The organism is Pseudooceanicola sp. LIPI14-2-Ac024 (genome assembly GCF_042188925.1).
In the GTDB taxonomy this organism is placed as follows: Bacteria; Pseudomonadota; Alphaproteobacteria; order Rhodobacterales; family Rhodobacteraceae; genus Pseudooceanicola.
Genome location: NZ_CP170102.1, coordinates 2,629,775 through 2,642,584, shown reverse-complemented (window position 1 = coordinate 2,642,584; position 12,810 = coordinate 2,629,775). Strand labels below are relative to the sequence as shown.

At 68.2% G+C, this 12,810-nt stretch carries 14 protein-coding genes; 7 read left to right on the top strand and 7 right to left on the bottom strand.

Going from position 1 to position 12,810, the window contains the following annotated elements; genetic code table 11:
- Position 1 precedes the first annotated feature (1 nt).
- From ACE2AC_RS12895 to ACE2AC_RS12885, 3 genes are all read left to right on the top strand, one after another.
- A complete protein-coding gene (locus tag ACE2AC_RS12895; RefSeq protein ID WP_375687645.1) occupies positions 2–1,066 on the top strand; it encodes an acyl-CoA dehydrogenase family protein in 1,065 nt (354 codons plus the stop codon).
- A 123-nt stretch (positions 1,067–1,189) separates the two neighbouring features.
- Positions 1,190–2,029, top strand: a complete 840-nt coding sequence (locus ACE2AC_RS12890) for an alpha/beta fold hydrolase (RefSeq protein WP_375687643.1) — start codon at positions 1,190–1,192, stop codon at positions 2,027–2,029.
- A gap of 72 nt (positions 2,030–2,101) precedes the next feature.
- The gene (locus ACE2AC_RS12885) at positions 2,102–2,416 is read left to right on the top strand and encodes a DnaJ family domain-containing protein (RefSeq protein WP_375687641.1); all 315 of its coding nucleotides are present in this window, start codon (positions 2,102–2,104) and stop codon (positions 2,414–2,416) included.
- A 3-nt stretch (positions 2,417–2,419) separates the two neighbouring features.
- Here the strand turns inward: ACE2AC_RS12885 and ACE2AC_RS12880 are convergent, their stop codons facing one another.
- The 3 genes from ACE2AC_RS12880 to ACE2AC_RS12870 all read right to left on the bottom strand — a co-directional run bounded on the left by ACE2AC_RS12880 (position 2,420) and on the right by ACE2AC_RS12870 (position 4,533).
- The gene (locus tag ACE2AC_RS12880; protein ID WP_375687639.1) at positions 2,420–2,836 is read right to left on the bottom strand and encodes an NUDIX hydrolase; all 417 of its coding nucleotides are present in this window, start codon (positions 2,834–2,836) and stop codon (positions 2,420–2,422) included.
- A 97-nt stretch (positions 2,837–2,933) separates the two neighbouring features.
- Positions 2,934–3,575 (bottom strand): OmpA family protein, encoded by a 642-nt coding sequence (locus tag ACE2AC_RS12875; RefSeq protein ID WP_375687637.1) that lies wholly within the window; start codon positions 3,573–3,575, stop codon positions 2,934–2,936.
- A gap of 115 nt (positions 3,576–3,690) precedes the next feature.
- On the bottom strand, positions 3,691–4,533 hold the full coding sequence (locus tag ACE2AC_RS12870; protein WP_375687635.1) for a methylated-DNA--[protein]-cysteine S-methyltransferase: 843 nt from the start codon (positions 4,531–4,533) through the stop codon (positions 3,691–3,693).
- Positions 4,534–4,703: 170 nt separating this feature from the next.
- Between ACE2AC_RS12870 and sseA the strand changes: the two genes are divergently transcribed.
- Together sseA and ACE2AC_RS12860 are read left to right on the top strand one after the other, a co-directional pair.
- The gene (gene sseA, locus ACE2AC_RS12865; RefSeq protein ID WP_375687633.1) at positions 4,704–5,561 is read left to right on the top strand and encodes a 3-mercaptopyruvate sulfurtransferase; all 858 of its coding nucleotides are present in this window, start codon (positions 4,704–4,706) and stop codon (positions 5,559–5,561) included.
- A complete protein-coding gene (locus ACE2AC_RS12860) occupies positions 5,561–6,745 on the top strand; it encodes an aromatic amino acid transaminase (protein WP_375687631.1) in 1,185 nt (394 codons plus the stop codon). The genes sseA and ACE2AC_RS12860 overlap by 1 nt, the downstream gene beginning before the upstream one ends.
- Positions 6,746–7,002: 257 nt before the next feature.
- Here ACE2AC_RS12860 and dapA read toward each other — a convergent pair whose 3' ends face one another.
- Entirely contained in the window at positions 7,003–7,878 is an 876-nt protein-coding gene (gene dapA / locus ACE2AC_RS12855) for a 4-hydroxy-tetrahydrodipicolinate synthase (protein WP_375687629.1), read from the bottom strand.
- A 217-nt stretch (positions 7,879–8,095) separates the two neighbouring features.
- Here dapA and ACE2AC_RS12850 point away from each other — a divergent pair, with 217 nt between their 5' ends.
- Together ACE2AC_RS12850 and ACE2AC_RS12845 are read left to right on the top strand one after the other, a co-directional pair.
- On the top strand, positions 8,096–9,985 hold the full coding sequence (locus ACE2AC_RS12850; protein ID WP_375687627.1) for a transglycosylase SLT domain-containing protein: 1,890 nt from the start codon (positions 8,096–8,098) through the stop codon (positions 9,983–9,985).
- Between the two features lie 5 nt (positions 9,986–9,990).
- Entirely contained in the window at positions 9,991–10,665 is a 675-nt protein-coding gene (locus ACE2AC_RS12845) for a methyltransferase (RefSeq protein WP_375687625.1), read from the top strand.
- Here the strand turns inward: ACE2AC_RS12845 and ACE2AC_RS12840 are convergent.
- From ACE2AC_RS12840 to ACE2AC_RS12830, 3 genes are read right to left on the bottom strand one after another with little or no spacing between them, the layout of a single operon-like run.
- On the bottom strand, positions 10,662–11,078 hold the full coding sequence (locus tag ACE2AC_RS12840; protein WP_375687623.1) for a PaaI family thioesterase: 417 nt from the start codon (positions 11,076–11,078) through the stop codon (positions 10,662–10,664). The two genes, ACE2AC_RS12845 and ACE2AC_RS12840, sit on opposite strands and share 4 nt — an antisense overlap.
- Positions 11,079–11,091: 13 nt before the next feature.
- Positions 11,092–12,126 (bottom strand): phosphotransferase family protein, encoded by a 1,035-nt coding sequence (locus tag ACE2AC_RS12835; RefSeq protein WP_375687621.1) that lies wholly within the window; start codon positions 12,124–12,126, stop codon positions 11,092–11,094.
- Positions 12,127–12,138: 12 nt separating this feature from the next.
- Positions 12,139–12,807, bottom strand: a complete 669-nt coding sequence (locus ACE2AC_RS12830) for a histidine phosphatase family protein (protein WP_375687619.1) — start codon at positions 12,805–12,807, stop codon at positions 12,139–12,141.
- Positions 12,808–12,810 lie beyond the last annotated feature (3 nt).

The following is a 12,810-nucleotide window of genomic DNA, read 5'->3' as shown; positions in this document are numbered from 1 at the left end:
GATGGATTTTGACCTGACCGAAGACCGGCAGATGCTGTCGGACAGCCTGAACCGTTTCCTGGCTGACAAGTACCCGGCAGAGCACCGCAACAAGGTGGCCTATGCCGAACCCTACCACGACCCCGCGCTCTGGGGCGAACTGGCCGAGCTCGGCGCGCTCTTTGCGCTGGCCCCCGAGGACAAGGGCGGCTTCGGCGGCGCGGGCTTTGACATCTCGGTGGTGTTCGAGGCGCTCGGCCGCGTGATCTGCCCCGAACCGGTGCTGGGCGCGCTGATGGCGTCCCGCATCCTGTCGCACACCGACGCGGACCAGGAAAAGCTGCTCTCGGGCGAGATGAAGGCGGCCGTCGGCCTGGGCGAGATCGAAGCGCCCTACGACATCGACTACATCAAGACCGAGGCCAAGAAGGACGGCGATGCCTACCTGCTGACCGGCCGCAAGAGCGCGGTCTACGGCGGGCAGGCGGCGGATGTCTTCCTGATCGCGGCCAAGCTCGACGGCAATGTCGCGGTGTTCAAGGTCAAGGCCTCGGACGCCTCGGTCACCGGGTACGGCATGATCGACGGCGCGGGTGCCGCCGAGGTGCTGCTGGACAACACGCCGGCGACGCTGGTGCTGGCCGACGGCGCGGCAGCGGTGCAGGACGCGATCAACGCGGGCATCGTGGCGCTGTGTTCCGAAGCGGTCGGCGCGATGGAAGTGCTGCACGCGATGACGGTCGACTACCTCAAGCAGCGCAAGCAGTTTGGTCGTGCCATCGGCACCTTCCAGGCGCTGCAGCACCGCGCCGTGGACATGCTGACCGAGATCGAGCAGTCGCGCTCCATCGTCATCAAGGCGGCGTCCGAGCTGGATGGCGAGGATGCCACCAAGTTCTGCGCCATGGCCAAGAACCTGATCGGCCGCGCCGGTCGCCTCGTGGCCGAGGAAGCGATCCAGATGCACGGCGGCATCGCGATGACCTGGGAATACCCCGGCTCGCACTATGCCAAGCGCATCATCATGATCGACGCCCAGCTGGGCGACACCGACTACCAGCTTGAAAAGGTCGTCGCGGCGGCCTGAGGCCCCGCAGACGGACATGCGGATGCGCGTCGCCCCCGGGCGGCGCGCATTTTCTTTTGTCGGGGACCTGCCTGGGGGCTATGTCCTCTGGAACGGCAATCCACCCTGCACGCGAGGCGCGGCATGAAACCGATACGCTCCGGCGAGGTCACCATCGCGACCGAAAGCTTCGGCGACCCCGCCGATCCTCCCGTCGTGCTGGTGATGGGGGCAACGGCCTCGATGCTGGGCTGGCCCGAGCCGTTCTGCATGGCGCTGTCGCACCGGGACCGGTTCGTCATCCGCTACGATCACCGTGACACCGGGCAATCCACCACCGTCGCGCCGGGGGCGGCGGACTACGCGGTCGAGGACATGGTGGCCGACCTCTTCGCGGTGCTCGACGGCTACGGGCTGGCCGCCGCGCACCTCGTCGGCATGTCGCTGGGCGGCTACATCGCGCAGATGGCGGCGCTGACCGACCCGGACCGGGTGCTGAGCCTGACGTTGCTGGCGTCGGAACCTCTGGGCTGGGACGGAGAGCCGCTGCCGCATATCGCGCCCGCGTTCCTCGACCACTTCGCGGGTTTCGCCACGCTCGACTGGTCGAACCGGGACGCGGTGGCCGCCTTCCTGCTCGAGATTGACCGCCTGTCGGCCGGATCGGCCTATCCCTTCGACGGGGCCGCAGCGTCAGAGCGGATCGGTGCGGTGATCGACCGGGCCGGGAATCTGCCCGCGATGTTCAACCACGGCACTGTCGCGACGCGCGAAGACTGGACCGGCCGGTTCCGCGACATCCGCCAGCCGGTTCTGGTGGTGCACGGCGCTGAGGATCCGATCCTGCCGCCGGACAACGGCCGCGCCCTCGCCGAGGGGATCGCAATCGCCCGCCTGCTGCTGATGCCGGGCCTGGGCCACGAGCTGCCCGCACAGGTCCTGCCCTCGCTGGTAGAGCTGATTGCCACCCACACCCGGCGGTGACGCTGGGTCACGAGGCTGGCGCGCCGCTGCGTCCCTCCCCATGTTGAGGACAGCACAGGAAAGGTCGCGCCCATGTCGCATCCTCTGAACTGGATCATCGACGGATACCTGAAGACCGCCGAGGAAAACGGCGCCTTCGACAACCTGCCCGGCGCGGGCAAGCCCCTGCCCAAGCGGGAGGATCCCCGCGATGCCCTGCTCAGCCACGTCAGCCGTGAGCACAAGATCAAGCCGCCCATCGTCGTGATGCGCGAGCAGATCGTCGCGTCGCAGGCGCGTCTGAAGGACCTGAGCGATCCCGACGCCCGCAAGGCCGAGATGAAGGTGCTGGCCGACCTGCAGATGCGCCTGGCGATGGAGCTCGAGGCGTTTCGCCGGTTCGGATGAGCCTCAGGCGCGCCGCGCCAGCGCCAGCACGGTGTCGACATCGGCGCTGAGGGGCAGGGCGCCGGTCATGACGTCCTCGACCGCGATCCATGCCGCCTCGTGCACGTCGTCGGCACCCGCCGGAACCCCGACCGGATCGGCGCAGAGCACGGCGACCAGCAGGAAATGATGCCGCAGGACCCCGTCCGCATCCCGGTGAATCGCGTCGATGGTGGTCAGCGTGCCGCGCGGCGTGGCGCTTACCCCGGTTTCCTCGTGCAGCTCGCGGGCGGCGGCCTCGGCCACCGTCTCTCCCGGTTCGACATGCCCGCCGGGATAGCCCCAGAGCCCCGCGTCGGGCGGGTTCCGGCGGCGCACCAGAAGGACGTGATTGTCCTTGAGGACGACGGCAAGGGCGGCAAGGCGGGGCGTGACGGTCATGGGCAAGCCCTAGCCCGGTCGGACGGGCGGGGAAAGGGCGGAACGCAAACGGGGCCGGCATGGCCGGCCCCGTGCGATTCGACCCTGATGCGGGGAGTTACTGGACTTCGATGATCCGGATTTCGACCCGGCGGTTCAGTGCGCGGCCCTCGGCGGTCTGGTTGGTGGCACGCGGCTGATCCTCGCCCCGGCCGATCGAGGTGACCCGGCCCGGCGCCACGCCGCCCGAGATCAGCACGTTCGCGACCGACTGCGCCCGGCGCTCGGAAAGCCCCTGGTTGTGCGCGGCCGAGCCGGTGTTGTCGGTGTGGCCGACGACGACGACCCGGGTGCCCGAGTATTTCTGGATCGAGTTCGCCACGGTGTAGAGCTGCTGCGTCTGGTTGGGGTAGAGCGTGTAGCTGTCGGTTGCGAAGAGGATGTCCTGCGGCATGGTCAGGATCAGTTCCTGGCCGGTGTTGGTGATCTGCACGTTGCCCGGAAGCTGGTTGCGCAGCTCGGCCTCCTGCCGGTCCAGCGCGCCGCCGGCGACCGCGCCCGCGGTGCCGCCGATGATCCCGCCGATCGCGGCGCCCTGCGCGTCGCCGCCGATGATCGCGCCGGTGATCGCGCCCAGCCCGGCGCCGATCGCGGTGCCTTGCCGCGTGTTGCGGTAGCCATCATCGGGGTTTTCGCAGGCGGCCAGCGTCAGGGCCGCAAGGCCGAGCGCCACGAATTTGGTAGAAGTCTTGATGGTCATGATGACCCCCCTCGGGTGGAAAAATCACTGTTTCAGGATGCTTATATCAAAGCGTACCCGATGCCTAACGCACATGCGCGAGAGGGTCAGCAACTTTCCGCCCAGAAGGTTTCGATCAGGTCGCCTCGGCCCGGGCGCTTTCCCAGGCCAGCATGGCGCGCTTGACCGGCAGGCCCCAGTGATAGCCGCCAAGCCCGCCGCTCTTGCGGATCGCCCGGTGGCAAGGGATCAGGAAGCTGACCGGGTTGCGCCCGACCGCGGTGCCAACGGCGCGGACCGCGCGCGGCTTGCCGATGCTGTCCGCGATCTCGGAATAGGTGGTCACGTGCCCCGAGGGAATTTGCAACAGCGCCTCCCAGACCTTGATCTGGAACGGGGCGCCGATCATGTGCAGCGCGGTCTCGCCCTTCTGTTCGAACGCGGCCTGGACCCAGGTGTCCAGCGCACCCGGCGCCGCGACGAATTCCGCCCCCGGCCAGCGCCCGCGCATGTCGGCCATCGCCGCGTCCCGCCCGGTTTCGGCGGTAAAGGCGATGCCGCAGATACCACGCTCGGTGCCCATCACCAGCGCCTCGCCGAAGGGGCTGTCGACATGGTCCCAGCGGATCGTCAGGCCTGCGCCGCCGCGGGCAAAGTCGCCGGGGCTCATCGCCTCCCACCTCAGGAAGAGGTCGTGCAGCCGCCCGGTGCCCGAAAGCCCGGAATGGTGCGCGGCGTCGAGCGTGGTGAAGCGGTCGGCCAGCAGCAGCTTGGCCTGCCCAAGCGCGAGGTATTGCTGGTACCGCTTGGGCGAGACGCCGACCCAGGCGGAAAACACCCGCTGGAAATGTGCCGGGCTCATGCCCATCTGCGCCGCCAGCTCGTCCAGCGTCAGCGTGCCCTCGGCCGCGTCGATCAGGTCAAGCGCCCGGCGCATGACCTGGAAGTGATAGCCGTCCTCGAAATTCTCATGGCGCATGGTGCAGCCCTCCATCTTGCCGACAATCTAGCGGCGGGGCCCACGCCAAGCGACCCGGATATTGCGCAAAGCGGGCACGGCGGCCTCAGGTGCCTGCGACCGGTGCCATGACCCTTGCCACCCAGCCCCCGCGGCGCTAGGCAGAAGCCGCCTTATCGAGAGGGGGAAGGATGGCCGAGGACGATCCGAAAACGCTGGTGTCCACCGAATGGCTGGACGCGCATCTCAAGGACCCGGATCTGCGGATCCTGGATGCCACCACCTTTCTGCCCGGCGCCGGACGCGATGCCCGGGCCGAGTACGAAGAGGCCCACATCCCCGGCGCGCGCTTCTTCGACATCGACGATGTCAGCGACGGCCGGTCCGACCTGCCGCACATGGCGCCCCCGGTCGAAAAGTTCATGTCGCGCCTGCGCGCCATGGGCGTCGGCGACGGCCACCAGGTGGTGGTCTACGACACCCACGGCCTGTTCTCGGCCGCCCGCGTCTGGTGGCTGTTCCGCCTGATGGGCCAGGACGACATCGCCGTGCTCGACGGCGGGTTCCCGAAATGGCAGGCCGAGGGCCGCGCCATCGACGACATGGAGCCGCTGATCCGCGACCGCCATATGACGGTGCGCCGCCAGAACCAGCTAGTGAAGGACGTGACCCAGGTCTCGGCCGCCTCGAAGCTGGGCGACTACGCCATCGTCGACGCCCGCGCCGCCGCCCGTTTCCGCGGCGAGGTCGAGGAACCGCGCAAGGGCCTGCGTTCGGGTCACATTCCCGGCTCGCGCAACGTCCCCTACACCGACCTGCTGAACGCCGACGGCACGATGAAGAGCGTCGAGGAGACGGCGGCGATCTTCACTGCTGCCGGCGTCGACCTGAAGAAGCCGGTGATCACCACCTGCGGCTCCGGCGTCACCGCCGCCGTGCTGTCGCTGGCGCTGGAACGCATCGGCAAGCGCGACCATTCACTCTATGACGGGTCCTGGACCGAGTGGGGGGCCTTCCCCACGCTGCCCGTCGCCACCGGAGAGGCCTGATGTTCGAACAGCTCAAGGAGCAACCCGCCGACAAGATCCTGGCGCTGATGGAGACCTTCAAGACCGATCCGCGCAACGACAAGATCGACCTGGGCGTCGGCGTCTACAAGAACCCCGAGGGCATCACCCCGGTGATGCGGGCGGTCAAGGCCGCCGAACAGCGGATCTGGGAAAGCCAGGAGACCAAGGCCTACACCGGCCTCGCCGGCGACCCGGTCTTTGGCGACGCGATGATCGGCCTGGTCCTTGGGGATGCGGTCAGCCGTGACCAGGTGTCGGCCGTGGCGACCCCGGGCGGCACCGGCGCGGTGCGCCAGGCGTTCGAACTGATCCGCATGGCCAACCCCGGCGCGCGGATCTTCGTGTCGGACCCGACCTGGCCCAACCACCTGTCGATCCTGAAGTACCTCGGGATGGAAACCGTGATGTATCGCTACTTCGACAGCGCCTCGGGCGGGGTCGATTTCGGCGGCATGATGGAGGATCTCGGCCAACTCCGCGCGGGCGACGTGGTGCTGCTGCACGGCTGCTGCCACAACCCGACCGGCGCCAACCTGAACCTGACCGAATGGAAGGCCGTCATCGCCAGGCTGAACGAGGCCGGCGCCCTGCCGATGATCGACATCGCCTACCAGGGCTTCGGCGACGGGCTGGACGAAGACGCGGCGGCCGTGCGCCTGGTGGCCTCGTCGGTGCCGGAATGCCTGATCGCGGCGTCCTGCTCGAAGAACTTCGGCATCTACCGCGAACGCACCGGCCTCTTGATGGCCGTGGCGCAGGACAGGGGCCTGGGCAAGGTGACCCAGGGCAACCTCGCCTTCCTGAACCGGCAGAACTACTCCTTCCCGCCGGACCACGGCGCGCGGATCGTGTCGACCATCCTGACCGATGGCGACCTGACCGCCGACTGGAAGGCCGAGCTGGAAGAGGTGCGGCTGACCATGCTGGGCCTGCGCGAACAGCTCGCGTCCGAACTTCAGCGGCTCTCCGGCTCCGACCGGTTCCACTTCCTCGGCCAGCACCGCGGCATGTTCTCGCGCCTCGGCTGTTCGCCCGAACAGGTCGAGATCCTGCGCAAGGACCATGGCATCTACATGGTGGGTGACAGCCGGATGAACATCGCCGGTCTGAACAGGACGACCGTGCCGCTGCTCGCCAAGGCGATCGTCGACGCGGGCATCTGAGCCTGGAAAAGGGGGGCTGTCCGCCCCCCTCTTGCGCCTTCGGCCCAATTCACCCCCCGAGGATATGCAACCAGGGGAAAGCAAGGTTTCGTTAACCTTGTCGCGTCACAGTGTGGCGGCGGTACAGCTGGGAAGCGATGACCGCACCAGGGGAAGGTTTCAACCTTCCTGCGGGGGGCGTGTCCTCAGACCGTCCCCTGCTTTCCTCTGGTCGATGTATCCCGGGGGTGCGGGGGCAGCGCCCCCGCTCCGCCCTCTCAGTTGATCAGGCCGGCATGCCGCATGGCGCCGCGAATCAGGTCCTTGGTGCCGTCTTCGAGCGTGGTCAGCGGCAGCCGCACCTCGTCCGAGCAGAGGCCCAGTTCCGACATCGCGAACTTCGCGCCCGCCAGGCCCGGTTCGACAAAGATCGCCTCGTGCAGGGGCATCAGCCGGTCCTGGTAGTCGAGCGCCTTGGCGTAGTCGCCGGCCAGGGTGGCGGCCTGGAATTCCGCGCAGAGGCGCGGGGCGACGTTCGCGGTGACCGAGATGCAGCCGGTGCCGCCGTGCGCGTTGAAGCCGAGCGCAGTCGCGTCCTCGCCCGAAAGCTGGATGAAGTCGCGCCCGCAGGTGGCGCGCTGCATGCTGACGCGCTCGATCTTGCCGGTGGCGTCCTTCACCCCGATGATCCGCGGCAGCTTGGCCAGTTCGCCCATGGTGGCGGGCGTCATGTCGACGACCGAGCGGCCGGGGATGTTGTAGATGATGATCGGCAGGTCGCAGCTGTCGTGCATCGCCTTGAAGTGGGCGTACATGCCGCGCTGCGTCGGCTTGTTGTAGTAGGGCGTCACCACGAGCGCCGCGTCGGCGCCGACATTGGCGGCGTGCTGGATCAGGCGCACGCCCTCGGTCGTGGCGTTCGACCCGGCGCCGGCGATCACCGGCAGGCGGCCGGCCGAGAATTCGACGACGGCCTCGATGACCTCTTCGTGCTCGCGGTGACTGAGCGTCGGGCTTTCGCCCGTGGTTCCGACCGGCACGAGCCCGTTCGAGCCTTCTTCGACGTGCCAGTCGACCAGCTTCTTGAGCGTATCCAGATCGACTGCGCCGTTCTTGAACGGCGTGACGAGGGCGGGAATGGATCCCCTGAACATGGCACGCTCCTTTTCGTTTCGCTTGCCGACCCGGTCCGTTTCCTGTCGAAATCGTGTTTTGAGACGGCGGGGCGGTTGGTTATCCTAGGCGCTGTCTATCCAGAGTTCGTCGCAGGAAATGCAAGGGAAGTTCCGTTCTTTGGTCGCCTTCCTGGCGGTCGCAACTTGTCTCACCACCGGGCCCGCCGTCGCCGAGACGGCCGGGAGCGCGCCGCGCGTGGCGCCGCGGCCCCTGACCAGCGCCTTTCACGCCATGAACCGTGGCGACTGGGACACCGCGCGCGCCCTTGCGGCGCGTGACGGTGCGGTCGCCCGCGACCTTGTCGAATGGCACCGGCTGCGGTCGGACAACGGCACGCTGACCGATATCCTCGCCTTCCTGCAGCGGAGGCCGGACTGGCCGGGGCTCGACTACATGCGCAAGCAGGGCGAATACGCCCTGACTGGCGCCAGCGATGCCGACATCCTGGCCTATTTCCGGGACACGCCGCCGCAGACCGGGCGCGGGATCCTTCTGCATGCCGCCGCGCTGACGCGGGCGGGCGAGCGGGGCGAAGCCGAGGCCGAGATCGTGCTGGCCTGGCGCAGCATGGAACTGAGCCTCGTCGATCACGAGGCCTTTGTCGCCCGGCACCGCGACCTGCTGAAGCCGCACCATGCCGCGCGGCTCGACATGACGCTCTGGCGGCGGTGGCGGGACGACAGCGACCGGATGCAGCCGCTGGTCACCCAGGCGCAATGGAAGCTGGCCCAGGCGCGCCTGGCGCTGCAGCGGGCCGAGGCCGGGGTGGACGAACGCATCGACGCCCTGACCGCCGAGCAGAAGAAGGACGCGGGCCTGGCCTATGACCGCTTTGCCTGGCGGGTGTCCAAGGGCCGCCATGACGAGGCGCGCGACCTGATGCTGGAGCGGAGCGCGATTCCCGGCGGGCTGGGCATGGCCGAGGAATGGGCCAACCGCCGCCGCGGCTATGCCCGCGAGGAGATGCGCCAGGGCCGCCCGGACCGGGCCTATCGCCTGGCCTCGCAGCACCAGCTGCGCGAGGGGTCGGATTACGCCGACCTCGAGTGGCTGTCGGGCTACATCGCGCTGCGCAAGCTGAACGATCCGGCCACGGCGCTGAAGCATTTCGACAATTTCCTCGCCGCGGTCGAGACGCCGATCTCGCTGGGCCGGGGATATTACTGGAAGGGCCGGGCCTTCGAGGAAGCCGGCCGCAGCCAGGAGGCGCAGGAGGCCTATGCCGCCGGGGGCGCGCATCAGACCACGTTCTACGGGCTGCTGGCGGCCGAGAAGGCCGGGATGTCGCTGGACCCCGCGCTGACCGGGGCCGAGGAGGCAACCGACTGGCGCCGCGCAGGCCTGGCCGAGAACGATCTGCGCGAGGCGACGATGCTGCTGCTCGCCGCCGGCAACCGGCACCTGGCCGAACGGTTCCTGTCGCAGCTGACCGACCGCCTCGATTCGGCGCAACTGGCCAGCCTGGGGGCGCTGCTGGAATCGCAGGGTGAGACCCACCTCGAGGTGATGATGGGCAAGCGGGCGGCGCAGCGGTCGATCATCGTGCCGCGGCACTACTACCCGCTGCACCCAATGACCGCGATGGACCTGCCGGTGCCGATGGAGCTGGCGCTGTCGATCGCCCGGCGCGAGAGCGAGTTCGATCCCCGCGTGACCTCGCAGGCAGGGGCCGGGGGGCTGATGCAGCTGATGCCCGGCACCGCGCGGGACGTGGCGCGCGGGCTGGGGCTGGTGCACGAGGCCGACCGGGTCTGGAGCGACTGGAGCTACAACGCGCGGCTCGGCTCGACCTACCTGGCGGGACTGGCGTCGGATTTCGGCGGCAACGTCCTCCTGGTGTCGGCGGGTTACAATGCCGGGCCGGGCCGTCCGCCGCAGTGGATGGCGCTGTTCGGCGATCCGCGCAGCCGCGTGGTGGATGCCGTGGACTGGATTGAACACATCCCGTTCCGCGAGACGCAGAACTACGTGATGCGCGTGGCCGAGAGCCTGCCGATCTACCGTGCGCGCCTTGGCAAGCCACCGTTGCCGATGCCGTTCAGCGAAGAACTGAAGGGCAGCACCCTGAAGGTCGAGATGGACTGATCCGCGTGGCCGACGACCTGCTTGCCGAGCGGATCGCGTTGATCCGCGATCACCTTCCGACAGACACTGTTGCGGGGCTTTCCGGCCTTTTGCATCATGCCGCACGGCCCGAGGCGCGGGTGTCGCGGCTGGCCGAAACGCTGGGCACCACGGCCGTGGATCTCGCCCCGTTCTGGGCCTGGCTCTGGCCCGGTGGCGCGGGGCTGATCCACTACATCCGCGAAGCGCCGGGCGTGGTGCGCGGCCGCGTCGTGCTGGACCTTGGCGCAGGGTCGGGCCTGCTGGGGATCGCGGCGATGCAGCTGGGGGCGGCACGGGCGATCTGCGTCGATCTCGACCCGATGGCGCGGGCGGCGTGCCTGGCCAATGCCGCGGCGAACGGCGTGCGGGTCGAGGTGATCGACCGCGTGACGCCCAAGTCGCTGCCGGATTTCGACGTGCTGCTGGCAGGCGACGTGTTCTACGACCCCGAGGTGGCCGAGGCCGCGACCGCGGTGCTCGACGCGGCCCGATTGCGTGGCGCCGAGGTGCTGGTGGGGGACATCGGCCGCCACTGCCTGCCTAAGACCGGGCTGGAGGAACGCGCCGCCTACGAGGTGCGCGACGTGGGCGACGCGCCGTCGCAGCCGCCCTGGCGCGTCCGGGTGCTGGACTGGCCGCTGCTGACCGGCGCGACCTAGCTGCCGCGGTAGCGGAAGACGCCGGTGCCGGTGGCCGCGACGTTGCCCAGTTCGTCGCTGATCTTGGCCTCGCCGAAAAAGCTCTTGCGCCCGCCGCCGGTGCGCCAGCCTTCGGCAACCAGTGTCTGGCCCTTTAGCTGGCCCATGTAGTTGACGTTCAGCGACAGGGTCATGCCCAGTTTCCGATTGTCGGGATCGCCGGTGTAGCAGCCGGCAAAGCCCATGACCGTGTCGCACATCAGCGCATGCACGCCGCCGTGCAGGATGCCGTAGCGATTGCCGAGGAAGTCGGCCAGCGGCAGGTCGAAGCGGGCGTAGTCCTCGCGCCAGTCGACCAGGTAGAAGCCGATGTGCTTCTGAAACGGGTAGGGCGCCTCGACCAGCGCGGGGTCGAGTGAAGATGCGTCTTTCATCCTGTTCCTTTCCTCAGACCGACCGCGCGGCCTCGAGCCCGAATTCGGCGAACCGCGGGACCCCGGCGGCGACCTGTGCGGCGCGCGCGGGGTTCGAGGCGGTGCCGTCGATCAGGCGCTTCCTGATGCCCTGCAGGATGCCCGCCATGCGGAAGCAGGTGAAGGCGAGGTAGAAGCCGAAGCCGGGGATTTCCGAAATTCCGGCGTTCCGGCAATAGGCGTCGATGAATTCCTGGTCTTCCATCACGCCTTGCGCCTTGCGGTCGACGCCTTCGAGGCCCCGGCTTTCCTGCGGCATGTTCCACTGCATCACCACGGCGGCGACATCGGCATAGGGATGGCCAGTGGTCGACAGCTCCCAGTCCAGCACGGCGACGCAGGCGGTGTCGGTCGGGTGGAACAGCATGTTGTCGATGCGGTAGTCGCCGTGGGCCAGCGTGCGCAGCCCGTCATCGCCGGGGATGTTGTCGCCCAGCCAGGCCATCAGCTCTTCCATCGCCGGGATATGCTCGGTCTCGGAGGCGCGGTACTGCTTGGTCCAGCGGCCGATCTGGCGTTCGTAGTAGTTGCCTTCCGGGCCGTAGTCCGACAGGCCGACGGCATCGAGGTCCACGGCGTGAATGCGCGAGAGCACGCGCGCCATTTCCTCGTTGATCTGGCGGCGCTGGTCGAACGGGACCTCATCCATGGTGGGAAGGTTGATGTTGCGGCCCTCGACCGCCTCCATCACGTAGAACATCGAGCCGATGACATCGTCGTCCTCGCAGAGCGTGTACATCTTTGCCACCGGCACGTCGGTGGACCAGAGCGCGGACTGCACCCGGAACTCGCGATCCACCGCGTGGGCGGACTTCAAGAGCTGCCCGGGCGGCTTGCGGCGGAGGACATAGTTCCGCTTCGGCGTGATCAGCTTGAAGGTCGGGTTGGACTGGCCATTGGCGAATTTCTCGGCCGTCATCGGGCCTTCGAAACCGTCGATATGCGTCTCTAGATAGGCCTGAACGGCCTTTTCGTCGATCTTGGTGGGATCCATGTTGGGGCTGGCCATGTGTCTCCTCCCTCAGGAATAGGTCAGCATCTCGGCCTCGTTCGAGGCGTCGATATGCGGGGTCTCGTTGAAGCCGTGAAGATAGACGTTCCGGCTGGAATAGACGAAACGGTTCACGGCGCAATTCTTCATCTGGAGCTGCAATTTCACCTGCGTGATGGGCGGCGCGTCCAGGATGCCGGAAATCATCTGCCCGATCGCCCCGCCGGAGGAGACGGCGAGCACCGTCTTCACCCCGTCGCGCATGCAGACCTGGCGGGCGTCCTCGACCCGGGCGCGGAAATCGCCGTAGGTCTCGTAGGGATCGGGGATCTCGTCCCGGTGCCATTCCTGCACGACCTCCTTGAGGGTGCGGAAATAGTTGCTCCGGTCACGCGGCGGCGTGGTGTCCTGGCCAAGCGCCTTGAGCTTGGCGGACAGCAGCGCGCCGAAATCGTATTCGTTGAGGCCTGCGTGTATCTCGGGCGTGACGCCCTCGACACCCATCCCCTTCAGGATGCCTTCCATCGTCTCGCGGTGGCGACGCATGTCGCCCATGATCCAGGCGTCTGGCTTCACCCCCTGCGCGGCCAGCGCGCGGCCGACGGCTTCGGCCTGCTTGTGTCCGGTGGGCGAGAGGACGTCGTAATCGTCGGCGCCGAACGAGGCCTGGCCGTGGCGGACAACGTAGAGAACGGGCATGGG

Excerpts from the sequence above, each read along its gene's own strand:
- ACE2AC_RS12895 (WP_375687645.1), top strand. The coding sequence starts at position 2 with ATGGATTTTGACCTGACCGAAGACCGGCAGATGCTGTCGGACAGCCTG.
- ACE2AC_RS12890 (WP_375687643.1), top strand. The coding sequence starts at position 1,190 with ATGAAACCGATACGCTCCGGCGAGGTCACCATCGCGACCGAAAGCTTC.
- ACE2AC_RS12885 (WP_375687641.1), top strand. The coding sequence starts at position 2,102 with ATGTCGCATCCTCTGAACTGGATCATCGACGGATACCTGAAGACCGCC.
- ACE2AC_RS12880 (WP_375687639.1), bottom strand. The coding sequence starts at position 2,836 with ATGACCGTCACGCCCCGCCTTGCCGCCCTTGCCGTCGTCCTCAAGGAC.
- ACE2AC_RS12875 (WP_375687637.1), bottom strand. The coding sequence starts at position 3,575 with ATGACCATCAAGACTTCTACCAAATTCGTGGCGCTCGGCCTTGCGGCC.
- ACE2AC_RS12870 (WP_375687635.1), bottom strand. The coding sequence starts at position 4,533 with ATGCGCCATGAGAATTTCGAGGACGGCTATCACTTCCAGGTCATGCGC.
- sseA (WP_375687633.1), top strand. The coding sequence starts at position 4,704 with ATGGCCGAGGACGATCCGAAAACGCTGGTGTCCACCGAATGGCTGGAC.
- ACE2AC_RS12860 (WP_375687631.1), top strand. The coding sequence starts at position 5,561 with ATGTTCGAACAGCTCAAGGAGCAACCCGCCGACAAGATCCTGGCGCTG.
- dapA (WP_375687629.1), bottom strand. The coding sequence starts at position 7,878 with ATGTTCAGGGGATCCATTCCCGCCCTCGTCACGCCGTTCAAGAACGGC.
- ACE2AC_RS12840 (WP_375687623.1), bottom strand. The coding sequence starts at position 11,078 with ATGAAAGACGCATCTTCACTCGACCCCGCGCTGGTCGAGGCGCCCTAC.
- ACE2AC_RS12835 (WP_375687621.1), bottom strand. The coding sequence starts at position 12,126 with ATGGCCAGCCCCAACATGGATCCCACCAAGATCGACGAAAAGGCCGTT.
- ACE2AC_RS12830 (WP_375687619.1), bottom strand. The coding sequence starts at position 12,807 with ATGCCCGTTCTCTACGTTGTCCGCCACGGCCAGGCCTCGTTCGGCGCC.